Origin of the sequence: Rhodobacter ferrooxidans, from assembly GCF_000176015.1 — a bacterium.
GTDB lineage: Bacteria > Pseudomonadota > Alphaproteobacteria > Rhodobacterales > Rhodobacteraceae > Pseudorhodobacter_B > Pseudorhodobacter_B ferrooxidans.
Genome location: NZ_ACYY01000003.1, coordinates 41,852 through 60,559 on the forward strand (window position 1 = coordinate 41,852; position 18,708 = coordinate 60,559).

17 protein-coding genes and 2 tRNA genes are annotated in these 18,708 nt (G+C 65.8%); 10 read left to right on the plus strand and 9 right to left on the minus strand.

Annotated features, from left to right (window positions below; genetic code table 11):
• Nucleotides 1-25: 25 nt before the first annotated feature.
• The gene (locus RSW2DRAFT_RS03065) at nt 26-724 is read right to left on the minus strand and encodes a CoA transferase subunit A (RefSeq protein WP_008027946.1); all 699 of its coding nucleotides are present in this window, start codon (nt 722-724) and stop codon (nt 26-28) included.
• 134 nt (nt 725-858) lie between these two features.
• Between RSW2DRAFT_RS03065 and RSW2DRAFT_RS03070 the strand changes: the two genes are divergently transcribed.
• Nucleotides 859-943 (plus strand) — tRNA-Leu (locus RSW2DRAFT_RS03070).
• A gap of 12 nt (nt 944-955) precedes the next feature.
• On the opposite strand, the gene RSW2DRAFT_RS03075 is transcribed toward RSW2DRAFT_RS03070, so the two are convergent.
• The 4 genes from RSW2DRAFT_RS03075 to RSW2DRAFT_RS03085 all read right to left on the minus strand — a co-directional run bounded on the left by RSW2DRAFT_RS03075 (nt 956) and on the right by RSW2DRAFT_RS03085 (nt 4,126).
• Nucleotides 956-2,353 (minus strand): PucC family protein, encoded by a 1,398-nt coding sequence (locus RSW2DRAFT_RS03075; protein ID WP_008027947.1) that lies wholly within the window; start codon nt 2,351-2,353, stop codon nt 956-958.
• A 226-nt stretch (nt 2,354-2,579) separates the two neighbouring features.
• On the minus strand, nt 2,580-2,783 hold the full coding sequence (locus tag RSW2DRAFT_RS03080; protein ID WP_008027954.1) for a light-harvesting protein: 204 nt from the start codon (nt 2,781-2,783) through the stop codon (nt 2,580-2,582).
• Nucleotides 2,784-2,795: 12 nt separating this feature from the next.
• The gene (pufB, locus tag RSW2DRAFT_RS17355) at nt 2,796-2,951 is read right to left on the minus strand and encodes a light-harvesting antenna LH1, beta subunit (protein ID WP_083800638.1); all 156 of its coding nucleotides are present in this window, start codon (nt 2,949-2,951) and stop codon (nt 2,796-2,798) included.
• Between the two features lie 698 nt (nt 2,952-3,649).
• Nucleotides 3,650-4,126, minus strand: coding sequence for an Lrp/AsnC family transcriptional regulator (locus RSW2DRAFT_RS03085; protein ID WP_008027956.1), 477 nt, complete (start codon nt 4,124-4,126; stop codon nt 3,650-3,652).
• 105 nt (nt 4,127-4,231) lie between these two features.
• Here RSW2DRAFT_RS03085 and putA point away from each other — a divergent pair, with 105 nt between their 5' ends.
• Nucleotides 4,232-7,675, plus strand: a complete 3,444-nt coding sequence (putA, locus tag RSW2DRAFT_RS03090) for a bifunctional proline dehydrogenase/L-glutamate gamma-semialdehyde dehydrogenase PutA (protein WP_008027957.1) — start codon at nt 4,232-4,234, stop codon at nt 7,673-7,675.
• Between the two features lie 42 nt (nt 7,676-7,717).
• Nucleotides 7,718-8,461, plus strand: coding sequence for a rhomboid family intramembrane serine protease (locus RSW2DRAFT_RS03095; RefSeq protein ID WP_008027958.1), 744 nt, complete (start codon nt 7,718-7,720; stop codon nt 8,459-8,461).
• 53 nt (nt 8,462-8,514) lie between these two features.
• Here the strand turns inward: RSW2DRAFT_RS03095 and RSW2DRAFT_RS03100 are convergent, their stop codons facing one another.
• On the minus strand, nt 8,515-9,300 hold the full coding sequence (locus tag RSW2DRAFT_RS03100) for an inositol monophosphatase family protein (RefSeq protein WP_008027959.1): 786 nt from the start codon (nt 9,298-9,300) through the stop codon (nt 8,515-8,517).
• 69 nt (nt 9,301-9,369) lie between these two features.
• Entirely contained in the window at nt 9,370-10,275 is a 906-nt protein-coding gene (locus tag RSW2DRAFT_RS03105; RefSeq protein ID WP_008027960.1) for a LysR family transcriptional regulator, read from the minus strand.
• Between the two features lie 89 nt (nt 10,276-10,364).
• On the opposite strand from RSW2DRAFT_RS03105, the gene metF reads away from it, so the two are divergent.
• The 3 genes from metF to RSW2DRAFT_RS03120 all read left to right on the plus strand — a co-directional run bounded on the left by metF (nt 10,365) and on the right by RSW2DRAFT_RS03120 (nt 12,594).
• Nucleotides 10,365-11,231 carry a methylenetetrahydrofolate reductase [NAD(P)H] gene (gene metF, locus RSW2DRAFT_RS03110; RefSeq protein ID WP_008027962.1) on the plus strand — a complete coding sequence of 289 codons (867 nt, stop codon included), beginning with the start codon at nt 10,365-10,367 and terminating at the stop codon, nt 11,229-11,231.
• A 152-nt stretch (nt 11,232-11,383) separates the two neighbouring features.
• Nucleotides 11,384-11,830 (plus strand): type II 3-dehydroquinate dehydratase, encoded by a 447-nt coding sequence (gene aroQ / locus RSW2DRAFT_RS03115; protein WP_008027963.1) that lies wholly within the window; start codon nt 11,384-11,386, stop codon nt 11,828-11,830.
• Complete coding sequence (locus tag RSW2DRAFT_RS03120) at nt 11,827-12,594, plus strand: aldolase/citrate lyase family protein (protein WP_008027965.1); 768 nt, start codon at nt 11,827-11,829, stop codon at nt 12,592-12,594. The genes aroQ and RSW2DRAFT_RS03120 overlap by 4 nt, the downstream gene beginning before the upstream one ends.
• Before the next feature lie 49 nt (nt 12,595-12,643).
• On the opposite strand, the gene RSW2DRAFT_RS03125 is transcribed toward RSW2DRAFT_RS03120, so the two are convergent.
• A tRNA-Ile gene (locus RSW2DRAFT_RS03125) sits at nt 12,644-12,720 on the minus strand.
• 84 nt (nt 12,721-12,804) lie between these two features.
• On the minus strand, nt 12,805-13,395 hold the full coding sequence (locus RSW2DRAFT_RS03130) for a hypothetical protein (RefSeq protein WP_008027967.1): 591 nt from the start codon (nt 13,393-13,395) through the stop codon (nt 12,805-12,807).
• A 193-nt stretch (nt 13,396-13,588) separates the two neighbouring features.
• On the opposite strand from RSW2DRAFT_RS03130, the gene recA reads away from it, so the two are divergent.
• The 4 genes from recA to RSW2DRAFT_RS03150 all read left to right on the plus strand — a co-directional run bounded on the left by recA (nt 13,589) and on the right by RSW2DRAFT_RS03150 (nt 18,678).
• The gene (gene recA, locus RSW2DRAFT_RS03135; protein WP_008027969.1) at nt 13,589-14,671 is read left to right on the plus strand and encodes a recombinase RecA; all 1,083 of its coding nucleotides are present in this window, start codon (nt 13,589-13,591) and stop codon (nt 14,669-14,671) included.
• Nucleotides 14,672-14,830: 159 nt separating this feature from the next.
• Complete coding sequence (gene alaS, locus RSW2DRAFT_RS03140) at nt 14,831-17,479, plus strand: alanine--tRNA ligase (RefSeq protein ID WP_008027971.1); 2,649 nt, start codon at nt 14,831-14,833, stop codon at nt 17,477-17,479.
• Between the two features lies 1 nt (nt 17,480).
• A complete protein-coding gene (locus RSW2DRAFT_RS03145; protein ID WP_008027973.1) occupies nt 17,481-17,771 on the plus strand; it encodes a DUF1330 domain-containing protein in 291 nt (96 codons plus the stop codon).
• A gap of 112 nt (nt 17,772-17,883) precedes the next feature.
• Complete coding sequence (locus tag RSW2DRAFT_RS03150) at nt 17,884-18,678, plus strand: class II glutamine amidotransferase (RefSeq protein WP_008027975.1); 795 nt, start codon at nt 17,884-17,886, stop codon at nt 18,676-18,678.
• Nucleotides 18,679-18,708 lie beyond the last annotated feature (30 nt).

Here is an 18,708-nt window from a genome sequence, read left to right on the forward strand (position 1 = left end):
GTGCCCCCGTGTCCTCTTGCCCGCGTCAGCCGCGCGGCCGGGTGGTACGGTTCTCGATGCGCTTCTCGTGCTGGCCCTGGATGATGCGGTGCACATAGATGCCGGGCAGGTGGATGGAGTCGGGGTCCAGCGCGCCCAGCGGCACGATCTCTTCGACCTCGACCACGCAGACCTTGCCGCAGGTGGCGGCGGGCGGGTTGAAGTTGCGGGCGGTCTTGCGGAACACGAGGTTCCCCGAGGGGTCGGCCTTCCAGGCCTTGACGATCGACAGGTCCGCCACGATGCCACGTTCCAGAATATAGGTCGCACCGTCGAAATCGTGATGCTCCTTGCCCTCTGCGATCACCGTGCCGACGCCGGTCTTGGTATAGAAGCCGGGAATACCGGCGCCACCGGCACGCATCCGCTCGGCCAGGGTGCCTTGCGGGTTGAACTCCAGCTCCAGCTCGCCCGACAGGTATTGGCGCATGAATTCGGCGTTTTCGCCAACGTAGGAGGAGATCATCTTCTTGACCTGCCGGGTTTCCAGCAGCACGCCAAGGCCGAAACCATCGACCCCGGCGTTGTTCGAGGCCACGGTCAGGTTCTTGGTGCCCGCATCATGAATCGCCGCGATCAGCAGTTCGGGGATGCCGCACAGCCCAAAGCCACCGCTGGCGATCAGCATGCCGTCAAACAACAACCCGTCCAGTGCTGCCGCCGCACTGGGGTAGATTTTCTTCATTTGGCGATCCCCCGCAAATTCGTTGCTGCAGTTGTGGCGAAGCGCTGGCCCCAAGTCAATTGCCGCGCTGCGGCAGAGAGCCTGCCAGAAGTTGCTTGAGGGCAGGGGGCGCAGGCCCTATGAAAAGCGGGCGTGGCCGCTTGCTGGAACTGGTAGACAGACCCGACTTAAAATCGGAGGCCCTCGGGCGTGTGGGTTCAAGTCCCACAGTGGCCACCATCGCCGACGGCGTTACTGCCGTTCCGCCGCCAGGGCGCGGTTCCAGACCATCGGCAGCACCACCCCCAGCGCCAGCGCCAGAAACGCAATCTCCAGCACGAAAACCACCAGATAAGGCGTGGCAGCGGCCAGCCCTTCACCGCCCACCGGCAGCGCGCGCACCACGTCGCGGATGATCCCGGCGCTGGCGATGCCGATCCCGGCGGCGGTGGCCTGCACCGCGCCCCAGGCGCCCAGCGCCAGCCCGACCTGTTCCTTCGGCGCCATCCGCATCGTCGCGGTCAGCGTGCCGTGGCTGAACAGCCCACCGCCGAACCCCACCACCAGCGTGCCCAGAATGAACACCGTGGTCGAGGTCATCTCCGAGGCGCCGACAATCGCGCCGAACCCCGGCACCCCGATCAACGCCCCCCACATCGCCATCCGCAGCGGATCATAACCGCGCGACAGCACGCGCGAGGCCAGTGCAAAGCCGAACAGCCCGCCGCCGGCGAAGGTGGCGGTCAGCCGGGTGGTCTCGGCCACCGTCATCTGCAGCACCTGGCCGCCGTAGGGTTCCAGCAGCACGTCGGCCATGCCGAATCCCAGCGTGCCCAAGCCGATCACGACCAGCCCGCGCAAGGCGTTGTGGGTGGTGATGAAGGCGCGCCAGTGGTCGGAAAACTCTGGTGCCACCTCGGGGCGCACATTGCGCGCGCGGTTGCGCGGCTCCTGCTTCCACATCGCCACGGTGTTCAGGATCAGCGTCACCACCGCCGCGCCCTGCACCACCTGGATCAACCGCGCCGGGAAATAGGGCGTCAGCAGCCAGCCGAAGGCAAAGGCCGAAATGATCATGCCCACCAGCAGCATCACATACATCAGCCCGACGACTTTCGGCTGATCCTCGCGCGGGGCCAGATCGGTGGCCAGCGCCAGACCCGTGGTCTGCACCGTATGTACCCCGGCCCCCACCAGCAAGAACGCCGCCGCGGCGGAAACCTGGCCGATCCACGCCGGGTATCCGGCGGCATAATCCTTGCCCGACAGCACGATCAGCGCCAGCGGCATGATGGCAAAGCCACCCCACTGCAACAGCGTGCCCTGCCAGATATAAGGCGTGCGCCGCCATCCCAGCGCGGACACATGGGTGTCGGACTTGAAGCCGATCAGCGCCCGGAACGGCGCGAACAGCACCGGCAGCGACAGCATGATGCCGACCAGCGCCGCGGGAACTTCCAGCTCGACGATCATCACCCGGTTCAGCGTGCCAACCAGCAGCACCAGCGCCATGCCGACCGACACCTGAAACAGCGCCAGCCGCAAAAGCCGCCCCAACGGCAGATTGTCCGAGGCGGCATCGGCAAACGGCAACCACTTGGTTCCGGCCGAGGCGATGCTGCGGGTGGCCCATTCGCTGAAACGACTCATGGGCAAGGCTCCCGTTCTGGGCCGCCGCCGCCGCTTGGGGCGTCAGCAGGCCGGTATTGTCATTGGTCCGATGGCCCGGCAGGGCTGCGGCGCGGCGGTGAATGGCGCGGTGAAAGCCGCGCCCTCACAGCGACACGCAGGCCGGGATCCTAAGATCCCGGCCTGCGAAATGTCGTGTCATCGGCAGAGGGCATGGGTTCTGTTCGAACCGATACCCTCACACAGATCAGCCGCTAACAGCAGGCGCCGCAACAACGGGCGCAGCCGCAGCCGCCGGGTTCAGCGAGGCACCCGAGTAGTAGGGGGCCAGCCACGTGGTGTTGTTGAACAGCATCACGTGAACGAAGACGGAGGCAATTGCCACGCCAGCCAGGAAGGCCGGAATGCCAACGGTCGGTTTGACGACCAGCCAGACTTTACCATAGGTCATGTCAAATCTCCCTTAGCCGAGCCACGGCGTGGCAACGGCCGCCAGAAGGTGAGCCACCACGGCGATGGCACCAAAAACACGAGTGCCTGCGATGAGGGCAGCATGCACCTCTTCGGCTTCGGCGACGGTCAGACCAGTCGGCCAGACCTTGTTCGGATCGCTACTCAATTGTCGTCTCCCCTTTATGGTCTACAACATTTGCGTGAAGGGCCTACACGCTGGCTTAGTTAACGATCAGGTCTGACACAGGGCGTTAGGTAGGTTGCCCGAGATATCAAGGCCTGCTTCGTTAAAAAAACAATGTCATAGTTGCGTGACACAAGCAATGTCCATCTGGCGTTACAGTGGCCTCTGGGGTGCGATGTATTGGCTCAGGTCAGCGCACCTCTGCACGGTAAAACCTATTGTTCTGATACATGTTTTTCCCGCCCGGTTGATTCGGTGGGGCAAGCGGCAAGCCCCGTCTGCCGCCCTGGCCTGGCCGGTTTTGCGGCAATTGGGCGAAAGCGCGCCGACCCATCTGCTGCCATCCGGCCGAAGCCGTTGCGCTGGCAGGTTTTTTCCGTTCGGGCCGGTGTCAGAAAAATTGACGTTAGGGCAAGATGTCAGCACCCGTGGCCGCACGGGGCGGCAGTCATATTGCGGATTCTACCCCAGGGCGACCGAGTCGTATGCAGCCGCATACTTTCGCCGTGCGCGAATTCCGTCCGATTCCACACCCGCCAAAATGCCCCCGCAGCGGTTTCTGCCGCAAAATCCGGCGGGATCAGCTGCCCGATGCCGGGCGGGGTGAACCTCTGCCCTGACACCGCAGCGCCGCCCCCCGGCCGCACGGATTCGCCCGCAGTCTGCGTCCCGACTCGGGCCTATCCCGCCAGATCGGCGGCATCGAAGCTGCCATCCTTCACCGCCTCCATCGCCACATAGGTCGAGGTCGAGGCGACATGCGGCAGCGCCGACAGCTTTTCCCCCAGCACCCGGCGGTAGGCCTGAATGTCGCCGGTGCGCACCTTCAAGAGATAGTCGAAGCGGCTGGCGATCATGTGGCAGGCCTCAACCTCCGGAATCAGCCGCACCGCGCGGTTGAAGGCCTGCAACGCCGCCTCGCGGGTATCCGACAGCCGCACTTCGACAAAGGCCACATGCGCCAGCCCCAGCCGGATCGGGTCCAGCACCGCGCGATAGCCGGTAATCACGCCGTCTGCCTCCAGCCGCTTGATCCGCGCCTGCACCGGCGATTTCGACAGGCCGATGCGGCGGGCAAGGTCGGTGGCCGATATCCGCCCCTCGCCCGCCAGCACGCGCAGAATCGCCAGATCATAGCTGTCCAGATCGTTTTGCATCGCCATTCCCGCCAAATGCAGCCGAATCGGCTGCTGATCGGCCAATACTAAGGCAAACAGCCCGCCGATTTCCGGTTATCCTGCCCGAAATCAGGGAGTATCGCCATGTCAGACCTTTCCACCGGCCCTTGGGCGATCATTTCCCGCCAAAGCCTGCGCGACGAGGCGGCGCTGGTCACCGACCTGATCGTCGAAGCCGGGCTTGACGCCGCCGCCCGCGCCCGCATCACCGCCGCTGGCGCCGATCTGGTCCGCCGCATCCGCGCCAGCGCCAAGCCGGGGCTGATGGAGGTCTTCCTTGCCGAATACGGGCTTTCGACCGAGGAAGGCATCGCGCTGATGTGTCTGGCCGAGGCGCTGCTGCGGGTGCCCGACGCCCCTACCATGGACGCGCTGATCGAAGACAAGATCGCGCCGTCGGACTGGGGCCGCCACCTGGGCAAATCCGCCTCCAGCCTGGTCAACGCCTCGACCTGGGCGCTGATGCTGACCGGCAAGGTGCTGGAAGACCGCGAGCCGGGCGTGGTCGGCCATCTGCGCAACGCCGTGAAACGGCTGGGCGAGCCGGTGATCCGCAAGGCGGTGGCGCGCGCCATGAAGGAAATGGGCCGCCAGTTCGTGCTGGGCGAGACCATCACGGCGGCGATGGAGCGTGCCACCGAACTGGAGGCCAAGGGCTACACCTATAGTTATGACATGCTGGGCGAGGCCGCGCGCACCGAAAGTGACGCCCGGCGCTACCATCTGGCCTATTCCCGCGCCATCACCGCGATTGCTTCTGCCTGCAAAAGCCACGACATCCGCGCCAACCCCGGCATTTCGGTGAAGCTCTCGGCGCTGCATCCGCGCTACGAGGTGGCCAAGCGCGAACGGGTGCTGGCCGAACTGGTGCCGCGGGTCAAGGCGCTGGCGGGGCTCGCCCGTGCTGCGGGCCTTGGCTTCAACATCGACGCCGAAGAGGCCGACCGGCTGGCGCTGTCCTGCGAGGTGATCGAGGCGGTTCTCAGTGACCCCAGCCTGGCCGGATGGGACGGTTTCGGCGTGGTGGTGCAAGCCTACGGCCGCCGCGCGGGGGCGGTGATCGACTGGCTTTACGCCCTGAGCAAGCGGCTTGACCGCCGCATCATGGTGCGGCTGGTGAAGGGCGCCTATTGGGATGCCGAGGTGAAGCGGGCGCAGGTGCTGGGGCTGGCCAGCTTTCCGGTGTTCACCCGCAAGCAGGCCACGGACGTGAGCTATATTGCCAATGCCCGCAAGCTGCTGGGGATGACCGACCGGATCTATCCGCAATTCGCCACCCACAATGCCCATACCGTTGCCGCGATTCTGGAGATGGCTTCCGACACCTCCACCTTCGAATTCCAGCGCCTGCATGGCATGGGCGAGCGGCTGCACGATCTGGTGCTGGCCGATGCCGGAACCCGCTGCCGCATCTATGCCCCCGTTGGCGCGCACCGCGATCTGCTGGCCTATCTGGTGCGGCGGCTGCTGGAAAACGGCGCCAACTCCAGCTTCGTCAACCAGATCGTCGATGAAGACGTGGCCCCCGAAACCGTCGCCGCCTGTCCGCTGACCGCGATGGAACAGATACAACCCAAAGCCAGCCCGGCCCTGCCCACCGGCCCCGAATTGTTCGGTAGCCGCCGCAACTCGCGCGGGTTCGACCTGACCGACGCCGCCGATCTGGCGCGGATCGAGGCTGCCCGGGCGCCGCATGCCGAAACCATCTTCGATGCCGGCCCAAGGCTGGCCGGTCCGGTTGCCGAAGCGGCCTCGCTGGCGATCCTGAACCCCGCCACCGGCGCGCTGGTCGGGCATGTGCAACCGGCCAGCGACGCGGATGTGCAGACGGCCCTCGCCAAGGCGCAAGCTTGGGATGCCCCCGCCGCCGACCGCGCCACCATCCTGCGCGCCGCCGCCGACCTCTATGAAGCCGAATTCGGCCCGATCTACGCGCTGCTGGCCCGCGAAGCCGGAAAAACCCTGTCGGATGCGGTGGGCGAATTGCGCGAGGCGGTGGATTTCCTGCGCTACTATGCTGACGCAGCGGGTTCGCTCATCGCCCCCGCAAGGGGCCTCTTCGCCTGCATCTCGCCCTGGAATTTCCCGCTGGCAATCTTTACCGGCCAGATTGCCGCCGCCTTGGCCGCAGGCAACGCCGTGCTGGCCAAACCGGCCGAGCAAACCCCGCTGATCGCCGCCTTCGCCGTGGACCTGCTGCTGCGCGCCGGGGTTCCCGCCAGCGCCCTGCAACTGCTGCCGGGTGACGGTTCAACGGTCGGTGCCGCCCTGACCCGCGACCCACGGGTGAACGGCATCTGCTTTACCGGCTCCACCGAGACCGCGCTGAAAATCCGCCGCTCGATGGCCGATCACCTTGACCCCACCGCGCCGCTGATCGCTGAAACCGGCGGGCTGAATGCCATGCTGGTGGACAGCACGGCGCTGCCGGAACAGGCGGTGCGCGATATTCTGGCGTCAAGCTTCCAGTCCGCCGGGCAACGCTGCTCGGCCCTGCGCTGCCTTTATCTGCAAGAGGACGTGGCCGAGACCATCCAGCACATGCTGTTCGGCGCGATGGACGATCTGACGCCGGGCGACCCCTGGGATCTGGCCACCGATACCGGCCCGGTGATCGACGCCGCAGCGCAGGCCGATATTGCGGCCTATATAGAAGTGGCAAAAGCCGAGGGCAGGGTGCTGAAAACTCTTGCCGCCCCCAAGGCGGGCCATTTCATCGCCCCGACGGTGATCCGCATCGACGGCATTGCGCAGATGCCGCGCGAAATCTTCGGCCCGGTGCTGCATATCGTCCCCTTCAAGGCGTCGGAAATCGACGCGGTGATTGCCGCCGTCAACGCCACCGGTTATGGCCTGACCTTCGGGTTGCATTCCCGCATCGACGACCGGGTGCAGCGGCTGGTCGAGGCGCTGCGGGTCGGCAATACCTACGTCAACCGCAACCAGATCGGCGCGGTGGTCGGCAGCCAGCCGTTCGGCGGCGAGGGGCTTTCCGGCACCGGCCCGAAAGCGGGCGGGCCGCAGTATCTGCCCCGCTTCTGCGCCACCCCGGCCCCGCTTGCCATGCCGGATACCACCACGCCCGAAACAATAGTGGCCGCCACCCTGCACACCACCCGCACGCCGCCGACCGCCCTGCATACCGCCGACCTGCCCGGCCCCACCGGCGAATCCAACCGGCTGTCCAGCTACCCCCGCCCGCCGCTGCTGTGCCTCGGCCCCGGCACCAAAGCCGCCGAGGCGCAGGCGCAAGCTGTGCGGGCGTTGGGCGGCACCGCGATCCTCGCCCCCGGTCTGGACCCCGCGGCGTTGACAAGGCTCAATGGCTTCTCGGGCGCCCTGCACTGGGGCGACGCCAGCTCTGCCCGGCCCCATGCGCAGGCCCTTGCCAGCCGCCACGGCCCGATCCTGCCGCTGATCGGTGGCCTGCCCGACACCGCCCATGTCACGCTGGAGCGTCACGTCTGCATCGACACCACCGCCTCGGGCGGCAATGCGCAACTGCTGGTGCAGGCCGCCCGGGCCTGATGCCGACTTGACGTCACCTTGCGGATCGGAAACCCTGCACCCATGTTTCCGATCCGCGACCATAACCCCTCGGGGCGCACGCCCTATGTCACCTACGCGCTGCTCATCGCCAATATCGCGGTGTTCCTGGGCTATTGGCTGACGCTGCCCGACGAGCGGGCGATCAACGGCTTCTTCATGACCTGGGGGCTGGTGCCCGCCGCTGTGACCGAAGGCGGGGTCTGGCATGGCGTGCTGACCTCGATGTTCCTGCATGGCGGCTGGGCGCACCTTGCGGGCAACATGCTGTTTTTGTGGATCTTCGGTGACAATCTGGAAGACATCATGGGGCATGTGCGGTTTGCGCTGTTCTACATCGGCGCGGGGTTGGCGGCGGCGGCGATGCAGGTGGCGGCAGACCCGCACAGCCTGATCCCGATGGTTGGCGCCTCGGGCGCCATCGCGGGCGTGATGGGCGGCTACCTTTTGCTGTTCCCGCGGGCGCGGGTCGATGTGATGGTGATCTTCATCGTGTTCTTCAAGGTGTTCGCGGTGCCCGCCTGGGCGATGCTGGGCCTGTGGTTCGGCCTGCAGCTTTTCAGCAGCCTTGCCACGCCCACCGATATGGGCGGCGTCGCCTATTGGGCGCATACCGGCGGCTTTCTGGCGGGCCTCGTGCTGACGCTGCCGTTCTGGCTGTCGCGCGGCGGGCCGGCGTTCTGGAGCCGCACCCACGGCCTGCCGCCGCACCCCGAGACCAGCTATCCGCTGGCCCGCTCGCGTATCCCCAAGGTGCCGCGCAAGTAACGCGCCGGTTTCTTCCGGACCTGAATACGCAAAGAGGCTGGTTCCGCCTGTGGTCAGCCGCGAATGATCTTGCGGAACTCCTCGAACAGCGCCGGGTTGGCGCAGATCACCGCGCCCTTTTCCAGCGGATCGTCACCCTCGCGGATGCCCGACACCATGCCGCCCGCCTCGCGCACCAGCAACGTGCCGGCGGCGATGTCCCAGGGGTAAATCCCGCGCTCCCAGTAGCCGTCAAACCGCCCGGCCGCCACATAGGCCAGATCCAGCGCCGCCGAGCCCCAGCGCCGCATCCCGGCACAGACCGGCATCAGCCGTGCCAGATCCTGCAGGGTGGCGGGCAGGGTGCCACGGCCACCAAACGGCACGCCGGTGGCAAAGATCGCCTCGATCATCTGCCGCCGCCCCGAAACCCGCAAACGGCTTTCGTTCATCCAGGCCCCGGCGCCCTTTTCGGCCCAATACATCTCGTCCTTGGCGGCGTCGAACACCACGGCGCTGACAATCTCGCCCTTGTGCTCCAGCGCGATGGAAACCGACCAATGCGGCAACCCGTGCAGGAAATTGGTGGTGCCATCCAGCGGATCGACGATCCAGCGCCGGGTCGGATCGACGCCGGGGGTCTCGCCGGTTTCCTCGCCCAGCCAGCCATAGGTCGGGCGCGCCGCCATCAGGTCGTCCTTGATGATCCGTTCGGCCTCGCGGTCGGCCTTGGTGACGAAATCGCCCGGACCCTTGGAGGAAACCTGCAGGTTTTCCACCTCGCGGAAGTCCTTGACCAGCGCCCGCCCGGCCTTGCGGGCCGCCTTGATCATCAGGTTGAGGTTGGCACTGCCTTGCATCGCTGTCTCCATATCATCAGGGGCGGCTATACGCGCGGGCGACCCGGTTGTGAAGGGGGCAGGGCGGCGCTAGCCGCGCTGCAACTTCACCGGCTCGCTGCGGCCCAGCTTCAGAAAATGCGCCATGAAGGGCTTGGTGGCGTCTTCCTCGCGGGTGGCGGCATAAAGGCGGCGGCTGATCACCCCCGGCCCCAGCGGGCGGGTGATGTAGTCGGCATTGCCGCGCACCCCGCGCAGCACCCAGTCGGGCAGCACCGACACGCCGCGGTTGGCCGCCACCAGCATCAGGATCACCGCCGTCAGTTCCACCTGCCGCTGGCCGCGCGGCTCGACCTTGGCGGGCGTCAGCAGTTCGGTGAACACATCCAGCTTGTCGCGCGCAACCGGATAGGTGATCAGCATCTGCTCGCGGAAATCTTCCGCCTCGATCATGGGTTTGGCCGCCAGCGGGTTCGACGCCGCCGCCACAAAGGTCGGCTGATAATCGAACAGCGGGTTGAAGATCACCCCCTCCAACCGCACCGGATCGGAGGAGATCACCAGATCAACCTCCTCGCGCATCAGCGCCGGAAGCGCCTCGAAGGCCAGCCCGGCGCGGATATCGACATCGACCTCGGGCCAGGCGTGGCGGAACTGCTCCAGCACCGGGAACAGCCAGTCGAAACAGGCGTGACATTCGATGGCGATGTGCAGCCGCCCGGTCTTGCCCGAGCGCAAGGCGCGGAACTCATCCTCCAGCGCGTCGATCTCGGGCAGGATGCGCTCGGCCAATCGCAGCATCCGCTGGCCCGCCGCCGAGAGTTTCAAGGGTTTCGACCGCCGCGCGAACAACTCGATCCCCGCCTGATCCTCCAGCCCCTTCACCTGATGCGACAGCGCCGATTGCGTCATGTTCAGCATGTCGGCAGCCCGCGCCAGCCCGCCCGCCTGCTGGATGGCGCGGATGGTGCGCAGGTGGCGCAGTTCCAGGTGCATGAGCGAACCTCATAAAGATGATGCGAATTATGAATTTGTCTCACATGGGCCGATCTGGCACAAGGGGGGCAACCTAGGAGATACCGCTGATGACCACGCCGCGCATTTCGCTTGAATTCTTCCCGCCGCAAACGCTGGAGGCCTCGTTCCGGCTGTGGGAGACGGTGAATGTGCTGGCGCCGCTGAAGCCGACGTTTGCTTCCGTGACCTATGGCGCCGGGGGCACCACCCGCAAGCTGACGCATGAAGCGGTGACCACCATTGGCCGCAACTACGGGCTGAATGTGGCGGCACACCTGACCTGCGTCGATGCCACCCGCGCCGAAACCCTTGAAATCGCGGCAGCTTATGCCGAGGCGGGGGTGACCGAAATCGTGGCGCTGCGCGGCGATGCCCCGAAAGGCGCCGCCCGTTTCACCCCGCATCCCGAAGGTTTCGCCAATTCGGTGGAGCTGATCGAGGCGCTGGCGGCCACTGGCAATTTCACCCTGCGGGTCGGCGCCTACCCCGAGCCGCACCCCGATTCGGCCGATAGCGCCGCCGATGTGGCTTACCTCAAGCGCAAGATCGACGCCGGGGCTTCCTCGGCCATCACCCAGTTCTTTTTCGAACCGGAAACCTTCCTGCGTTTCCGCGACGCCTGCGCCAAGGCGGGGATCGTAGCGCCCATCATCCCCGGCATCCTGCCGATCGAGAACTGGGCCGGGGCGCGCAAGTTTGCCGCCCGCTGCGGCATGCAGGTGCCGCAGTGGCTGGACGATGCCTATGCCGTGGCCAAGCGCGACGGCCGCGAAGACCTGCTGTCGGTGGCGCTGTGCACCGAGATGTGTGACACGCTGATCGGCGAGGGCGTGCGCGATCTGCACTTCTACACCCTGAACCGGCCGCACCTGACCCGCGACATCTGTCACGCGCTGGGCGTGGCGCCGGATGTGGCGCTGGAAAACGTCGCCTGAGCCGCTCATCGGTCCCTGCGGTCCTTCTTCGCTGATCGCCAGTCGCAAGGCGAGGAGGGACCGCAGGGACGGACGAGCGCTCGCTTGCGCATGGGCTTGTTCACCCGGCAGGATCGGCTATCGTCAGGCCAGACCCTGCAAGGAAAAAGCCCGTGACCAAGCCCGTCTATATCCTGAACGGCCCCAACCTGAACCTGCTGGGCCTGCGCCAGCCGGAGATTTATGGCCGCGAGACCCTGTCCGATGTGGCCGAATCCTGTGCTGCGCTGGCCGAAGACCTTGGCCTGACCATCCGCTTTCACCAGTCCAACCACGAGGGCGCGCTGATCGACTGGATCCACGAGGCCCGCACCTCGGGCGCCGGGGTCATCATCAACCCGGCGGCGCTGACCCACACTTCGGTCGCGATCCTTGATGCGCTGCTGGCCTTCGATGGGCCGGTGCTGGAGGTGCACATCTCGAACGTCCACAAGCGCGAGGCGTTTCGGCACCATTCCTTTGTCAGTGGCCGGGCCGAGGGGGTGATTGCCGGGTTTGGCACCGAAGGCTATCTGCTGGCACTGCGGCGGATGGCGACCCTGTTGAAAGCCGCAAAATGACCCTGCCGATCAATGCCTTCAAGCGGGCGCTGGCCGAGGGGCGGCAGCAGATCGGCCTGTGGAACTCGATCCCCGGTCCCGTGGTGGCCGAGGCGATTGCGGGCTGCGGTTTCGACTGGGTGGTGATCGACACCGAACACGCGCTGACCGATGTGCCCGACACGCTGGCGATGATGCAGGCGATGGCGCCCTATCCGGTGTCTGCCGTGGTGCGCCCGGCCAGCAATGACGTGGTGCTGATCAAGCGGCTTTTGGACCTTGGGGCGCAGACGCTGATCATTCCCTATGTGCAGTCGGCCGACGAGGCGCGCGCGGCGGTTGCGGCCATGCGCTATGCCCCGCGCGGGCTACGTGGCGTGGCCGGGATGACGCGGGCCGGGCGGTTTGGTGCGGTGCAGGACTATGCCAACCGCTGCGAGGCAGAGCTGTGTCTGCTGGTGCAGGTGGAAACCGCCGAAGCTCTTGGCAGAATTGAGGAAATAGCCGCAGTCGATGGGGTGGACGGGATGTTCATTGGTCCTGCTGACCTTGCGGCTTCGATGGGCCATGCGGGCAATTCCGGCCACCCCGAGGTGGTGGCGGCGATCCGGGATGCCATTCAGCGGATTGTGGCAGCGGGCAAGCCTGCGGGAATTCTGTCGCTTGATCCGGCCTTTGCCCGGGCCTGCATCGGCTGGGGCACGCGGTTCACCGCCGTGGGGATGGACATCGCCCTGCTGGTCAATGCCGCGCGCGGGCTGGCCTCCGGGTTCCGCGACACCTGACGCCATTCTGGCACAAGGATCAATGCCGACCCCGCATGGGGATCAATTTTGGTAGGCCCGGAGGGACTCGAACCCCCAACCAAGGCGTTATGAGCGCCCTGCTCTGACCAGTTGAGCTACAGGCCCGGTCGGGCGCAGGGGTAGCAGAAATCCACTTGCGGTCAAGCGCGACGGCCGGGAATGTCAGGGCCGGACCAGACGCGGGTCTGTTCAGGCAATCGTCTGGTAAAGCGCGAAATCGCTGGCTGCAAACTGCCGCAGCAGCGCCTCGGTTTGCGGCGAAAGCGCATCGTCGCCGGGGGGCGAGACGTTCAGGCGGGGGATGTCCAGCGTGCAGCCCAATTGCGCTTGCAGGAACTCCACCAGCGAGCCGATCTGGTCATAGCGGAACAGCCGGTCGGCACCGCGGCCATTCTTGCCGGCCAGAAAACGGGCCTGCGAGCCGACATTGGCAAATTCGGGCGGTTTGTCCTGACACCAGGCGCGCACGAAATCATCAAAGCTGATCGCCGCCGTGCTGCGGGCCGGCCTGCCGATCTCGGGGCGTTGGCGATAGCGATACCAGCTTCCCAGCCAGTCGCGCGGCTCGCGCATCACTGCCAGCACGGTGAAATCCTCGCCTGCGGTTGCCGAAAGCCAGGGCGCCACGAAGCGATGATACCGCTGCGCCGAGGTGTGTTTCAGCGCCGGCGGGCCCTTGGCAATCACCGCCGCATGTGATTCGAGAGCGGCCTCCAGCGCCGTGGTGCCGGTCTTGGGCGTGGCCAGCAAGGTCAGCCGTTGCGCCCAGAATACCAGCATAGCCGCCCCTTTTTTTGCATGGCCCCGCCCTTGGGGGCCGATTTTTAAACTATACCTTAACCAAAATGGGAAAAAGCTGATTTTGCGAAAAAGCGATTGAAATGTTCTCGGTTTGATCGCATAAAGCAGGAACATAATGCGAACAAGGCCAAGGATTGCTGCCCGCGTGCAGCTGTGAAATAAGGATCAGGACATGGCAACGGCGACCCTCCTCGACTTGAACGGAAAGCGCGATATGGACAAGGCAAAGGCGTTGGAAAGTGCTCTGGCGCAGATCGAGCGGCAGTTCGGCAAGGGCTCGATCATGAAGCTGGGCGCCAACAGCCCGGCGATGGATATCGAATCCACCTCGACCGGCTCGTTGGGGCTGGACATCGCGCTGGGCATCGGCGGGTTGCCGAAGGGCCGGATCATCGAGATCTACGGGCCGGAAAGCTCGGGCAAGACCACGCTGACGCTGCATGTGGTTGCCGAGGAACAGAAAAAGGGCGGGGTCTGCGCCTTTGTCGATGCCGAACACGCGCTCGACCCGCAATATGCCAAGAAGCTGGGCGTCAATCTGGACGAGCTGCTGATCAGCCAGCCCGACACCGGCGAGCAGGCGCTGGAGATCGTCGATACGCTGGTGCGCTCCGGCGCGGTCAGCCTGGTGGTGATCGACTCGGTGGCGGCCCTGGTGCCGAAATCCGAGATCGAAGGCGACATGGGCGACATGCAGATGGGCAGCCAGGCCCGGCTGATGAGCCAGGCGATGCGCAAGCTGACCGCAAGCATCGGGCGCAGCAACTGCATGGTGGTGTTCATCAACCAGATCCGCATGAAGATCGGCGTGATGTTCGGCAGCCCGGAAACCACGACGGGCGGCAATGCGCTGAAATTCTACGCCTCTGTGCGGCTGGACATCCGCCGCATCGGCTCGATCAAGGACCGCGACGAGGTGGTGGGGTCTTCGACCCGCGTCAAGGTGGTGAAGAACAAGGTGGCGCCGCCGTTCAAGCAGGTGGAATTCGACATCATGTATGGCGAGGGGATTTCCAAGACCGGCGAGTTGATCGACATCGGGGTGAAGGCCGGCGTGGTCGAGAAATCCGGAAGTTGGTATTCCTATGGCGACGAGCGCATCGGCCAGGGCCGGGAAAACGCCAAGCTGTTCCTGAAGCAGAACCCCGCCGTGGCGATGGAGATCGAAGACAAGATCCGCGCCGCCAACGGTCTGGATTTCCACATGGCCGAAGGCGGGCCGGATGCAGCGGGCGACGATCTGGTCGATATGTAAACGCTGCAATCGCGGGCAGTTTCGGGGCCGGGCGTGCGAGCGTCCGGCCCTTTTCCATGCCGGATGCTGGTCGCTGTGGACAGCCCGCCGCCGCGCCGTTAAACGGATGCCAAACGCAGCCATCCGCCAGACCACAGGCCGAATTGGGGGGCCAGGACCATGCCGTCGCTCAACGATATCCGTTCCACTTTTCTTGAATTCTTTCAGCGCAATGGCCACCGGGTGGTGGAAAGCTCACCGCTGGTGCCGCGCAACGACCCGACGCTGATGTTCGCGAACTCCGGCATGGTGCAGTTCAAGAACTGCTTCACCGGCGTCGAGACCCGCGATTACACCCGCGCCACCACAGCGCAGAAATGCGTGCGGGCGGGCGGCAAGCACAACGATCTGGACAATGTCGGCTACACCGCGCGGCACCACACGTTTTTCGAGATGCTGGGGAACTTCAGCTTTGGCGACTATTTCAAGTCCGACGCCATCCCCTATGCCTGGGAACTGCTGACCCGCGATTTCGACATCCCGAAGGACAAGCTGCTGGTCACGGTCTACCACACCGACGACGAGGCGGCGAATATCTGGAAGCGGGTGGCGGGCCTGCCGGACAGCCGCATCATCCGCATCCCGACCGACGACAATTTCTGGCGCATGGGGCCAACCGGGCCTTGCGGTCCCTGCACCGAGATATTCTTCGACCATGGCGACAAGATCTGGGGCGGCCCGCCCGGGTCGGCGGATCAGGACGGCGACCGCTTCATCGAGATCTGGAACCTGGTTTTCATGCAGAACGAGCAGTTCGCCGATGGCCGCCTGGTGCCGCTGCCGAAGCAAAGCATCGACACCGGCATGGGGCTGGAGCGGATCGGCGCGCTGCTGCAGGGCAAGCACGACAACTACGACACCGATCTGATGCGGGCGCTGATCGAAGCCTCGGCGCACGCCACCAGCACCGACCCGGATGGCGAGGGCAAGACCCATCACCGGGTGATCGCAGACCACCTGCGCTCGACCTCTTTCCTGATTGCCGACGGGGTGATGCCGTCCAACGAAGGCCGCGGCTACGTGCTACGCCGGATCATGCGCCGCGCCATGCGGCATGCGCATCAACTGGGCGCGCAAGACCCGCTGATGCACCGGCTGGTGCCCGCACTGGTGCGGCAAATGGGCGGCGCCTATCCCGAACTGACCCGGGCGCAGGCGCTGATCGAAGAGACGCTGCAACTGGAGGAAACCCGGTTCCGGCAGACTTTGGAGCGTGGTTTGCACCTGCTGGCCGATGAACTGTCGCGCATCCCGGAAGGGGCGGCGCTGCCCGGCGAGGCGGCGTTCAAGCTTTATGACACCTACGGCTTCCCGCTGGACCTGACGCAGGACGCGCTGCGCGAGCAGGGCCGCAGCGTCGATACTGCCGGGTTTGACGCGGCGATGGCCGAGCAGAAGGCCAAGGCCCGCGCCAGTTGGGCCGGGTCGGGCGAGACTGGTGACGCGAAAATCTGGTTCCAGATTGCCGAGGATTTCGGGCCGTCCGAATTTCTGGGCTATGACACCGAAACCGCCGAGGGGCAGGTGTTGGCGCTGGTGGCCGATGGTGCCGCGGTGCAGACCGCCGGGGCCCGCGTGCAGATCGTGGTCAACCAGACGCCGTTCTATGCCGAAAGCGGCGGTCAGGTTGGCGATGCCGGCTGGATCAGGACCGAAACCGGCGTGGCGCAGGTGACCGACACCAAGAAGGCCGCGGGCGTGGTGATCCATGTGGCGGAAGTGACCGAGGGACAGATTTCGCAGGGCCAGCCCGCCAAGCTGGAGGTCGATCACTCGCGCCGCGCCGCCATTCGCGCCAACCACTCGGCGACGCATCTGTTGAACGAGGCGTTGCGGCGCGCACTTGGCGATCATGTGGCGCAGCGCGGTAGCCTGAACGCCGCCGACCGGCTGCGCTTTGACTTCAGCCATGCCAAGGGGATGACCCCTTCGGAACTGGCGCAGGTCGAGGCCGAGGTGAACGCGGTGATCCGGCAGAACAGCCCGGTGGAAACCCGGCTGATGACCCCCGATGACGCCCGCGGTCTGGGTGCGCAGGCGCTGTTTGGCGAGAAATACGGCGACGAGGTGCGCGTGGTCTCGATGGGCGCTTTGGCCGGTTCGGGCAAGGGCAGCGATGGGCAGACCTATTCGCTGGAGCTGTGTGGTGGCACCCATGTGGCGCGGCTGGGCGAGATCGGCTCGTTCCTGATCCTGTCGGAAAGTGCCTCTGCCTCGGGCATCCGGCGGATCGAGGCGATCACCGGCGAGGGTGTTTTGCGCGACGTGCGGGCGAATTATGCGCATCTGGAGGCGGCCGCGGCGGCTTTGGGCGCGGTGCCTGCCGACCTGGCACCCCGGATCAAGGCGCTGATGGCGGAACGCAAAGCCTTGCAGAACGAGGTGGCGCAACTGCGGCGCGAAGTGGCGATGGGCGGACGTGCCGAGGGGCCGGAAGCCAAGGATATCAACGGGGTAAAGTTCATAGCTCAAGTGCTTTCGGGCGTGTCGGGCAAGGACTTGCCGGGGCTGATCGACGAGATGAAGGCGCGGCTCGGCTCGGGTGCGGTGCTGCTGATCGCCGATACCGGCGGCAAGCCTGCGGTGGCGGCGGGGGTGACGGGCGATCTTGTGGCGCGGCTCTCGGCGGTGGCGCTGGTCAAGGCGGCAGCCGAGGCGATGGGCGGCAAGGGCGGCGGCGGGCGGCCTGACATGGCGCAGGCCGGCGGCGCCGATATTGCTTTGGCCGACGCGGCGATTGCTGCCGCCGAAGCCGTGATCGGGGGCTGACATGCCAACAGCCCTTTGGATCGCCCATGTGCAGGTGACCGACGCCGAGGCTTACGGGCGCTATGCCGCCCTTGCCGGGGCGCCGATTGCGGCACATGGCGGCGTGTTCCTCGCCCGCGGGGGCCGCTATGTGCAACTGGAAGGCGTTGAGCGTCCGCGCAACGTGGTGGCGCGGTTTCCCAGCCTGGAGGCGGCGGTGGCCTGCTACAACTCTGAGGCGTATCAGGCGGCGTTGGCCCATGCCAAAGGCGCCTCGGTGCGCGACCTCATGGTGGTTGAAGAGGCCGAATAGGGCGATTTGCCGCTAAATATGGTTCCGCGTGCCGGAAAAACCGTGCTAGCCTTGGGAAAAGACCACGAGGCAGAGCAATGTGTTGTAAACAGTTGAAGCGGGGGGACCGCTGATGTGCCGCTGGGCCGCCTATGTCGGGGCGCCGATCTTTCTGGAAGAGATCATCAGCCGCCCGCGCCACTCGCTGATCCACCAAAGCCATTGCGCCACCGAATGTTCCTCGGCCACCAATGCCGACGGTTTCGGCATCGCCTGGTATGGCGAGCACGCGGAACCGGGGCTGTACCGCGATGTCTATCCGGCCTGGTCGGACCCCAACTTGAAAAGCCTGACGGCGCAGGTGCGATCCGGGCTGTTTCTGGCGCATGTGCGGGCCTCGACCGGCACGGCGACCAGCCGCAACAACTGCCATCCGTTCACCGTGGGGCGTTGGAGCTTCATGCACAACGGTCAGGTTGGCGGCTATGACAGCTTTCGCCGCGATGCCGACATGCTGATCCCTGACGCGCTTTACCCCAACCGCCGGGGGGCGACGGACAGCGAGGCGCTGTTTCTGGTGGCGCTGGCCGAAGGCATGGACAGCGACCCGAAGGCCGCCTTGCTGCGGGCGGTGGCGCGGTTCGAGGCGCTCAGCCGCGCCAAGGGCGATGCGCCGCACATGCGGCTGACGGCGGCACTGTCGGATGGCCAGCGGCTTTATGCGGTGCGCTATGCCACCGATGCCTTCGCGCCGACGCTGTATCACCGCTGGTCAGGCTCGCGTGGGGGTCGGGCGGTGGTGTCGGAACCGCTGGATACCGACGAGGACGACTGGCAACTGGTGCCCTCGGGGTCGTTCTGCACTTTTGAGGGCGAGAGCGTGCGGATCGAAGCCTTTGCCCCCGAACCCCTCGCTGCCGCCGCCTAGAAAAAGGCCGCCCCGAAGGGCGGCTTTTTC

Excerpts from the sequence above, each read along its gene's own strand:
- RSW2DRAFT_RS03130 (WP_008027967.1), bottom strand. The coding sequence starts at position 13,395 with ATGCTGGTATTCTGGGCGCAACGGCTGACCTTGCTGGCCACGCCCAAG.
- RSW2DRAFT_RS03145 (WP_008027973.1), top strand. The coding sequence starts at position 17,481 with ATGCCAACAGCCCTTTGGATCGCCCATGTGCAGGTGACCGACGCCGAG.
- RSW2DRAFT_RS03105 (WP_008027960.1), bottom strand. The coding sequence starts at position 10,275 with ATGCACCTGGAACTGCGCCACCTGCGCACCATCCGCGCCATCCAGCAG.
- RSW2DRAFT_RS03075 (WP_008027947.1), bottom strand. The coding sequence starts at position 2,353 with ATGAGTCGTTTCAGCGAATGGGCCACCCGCAGCATCGCCTCGGCCGGA.
- putA (WP_008027957.1), top strand. The coding sequence starts at position 4,232 with ATGTCAGACCTTTCCACCGGCCCTTGGGCGATCATTTCCCGCCAAAGC.
- metF (WP_008027962.1), top strand. The coding sequence starts at position 10,365 with ATGACCACGCCGCGCATTTCGCTTGAATTCTTCCCGCCGCAAACGCTG.
- RSW2DRAFT_RS03150 (WP_008027975.1), top strand. The coding sequence starts at position 17,884 with ATGTGCCGCTGGGCCGCCTATGTCGGGGCGCCGATCTTTCTGGAAGAG.
- recA (WP_008027969.1), top strand. The coding sequence starts at position 13,589 with ATGGCAACGGCGACCCTCCTCGACTTGAACGGAAAGCGCGATATGGAC.
- RSW2DRAFT_RS03080 (WP_008027954.1), bottom strand. The coding sequence starts at position 2,783 with ATGACCTATGGTAAAGTCTGGCTGGTCGTCAAACCGACCGTTGGCATT.
- alaS (WP_008027971.1), top strand. The coding sequence starts at position 14,831 with ATGCCGTCGCTCAACGATATCCGTTCCACTTTTCTTGAATTCTTTCAG.
- RSW2DRAFT_RS03085 (WP_008027956.1), bottom strand. The coding sequence starts at position 4,126 with ATGCAAAACGATCTGGACAGCTATGATCTGGCGATTCTGCGCGTGCTG.
- RSW2DRAFT_RS03095 (WP_008027958.1), top strand. The coding sequence starts at position 7,718 with ATGTTTCCGATCCGCGACCATAACCCCTCGGGGCGCACGCCCTATGTC.
- RSW2DRAFT_RS03120 (WP_008027965.1), top strand. The coding sequence starts at position 11,827 with ATGACCCTGCCGATCAATGCCTTCAAGCGGGCGCTGGCCGAGGGGCGG.
- RSW2DRAFT_RS03100 (WP_008027959.1), bottom strand. The coding sequence starts at position 9,300 with ATGCAAGGCAGTGCCAACCTCAACCTGATGATCAAGGCGGCCCGCAAG.
- RSW2DRAFT_RS03065 (WP_008027946.1), bottom strand. The coding sequence starts at position 724 with ATGAAGAAAATCTACCCCAGTGCGGCGGCAGCACTGGACGGGTTGTTG.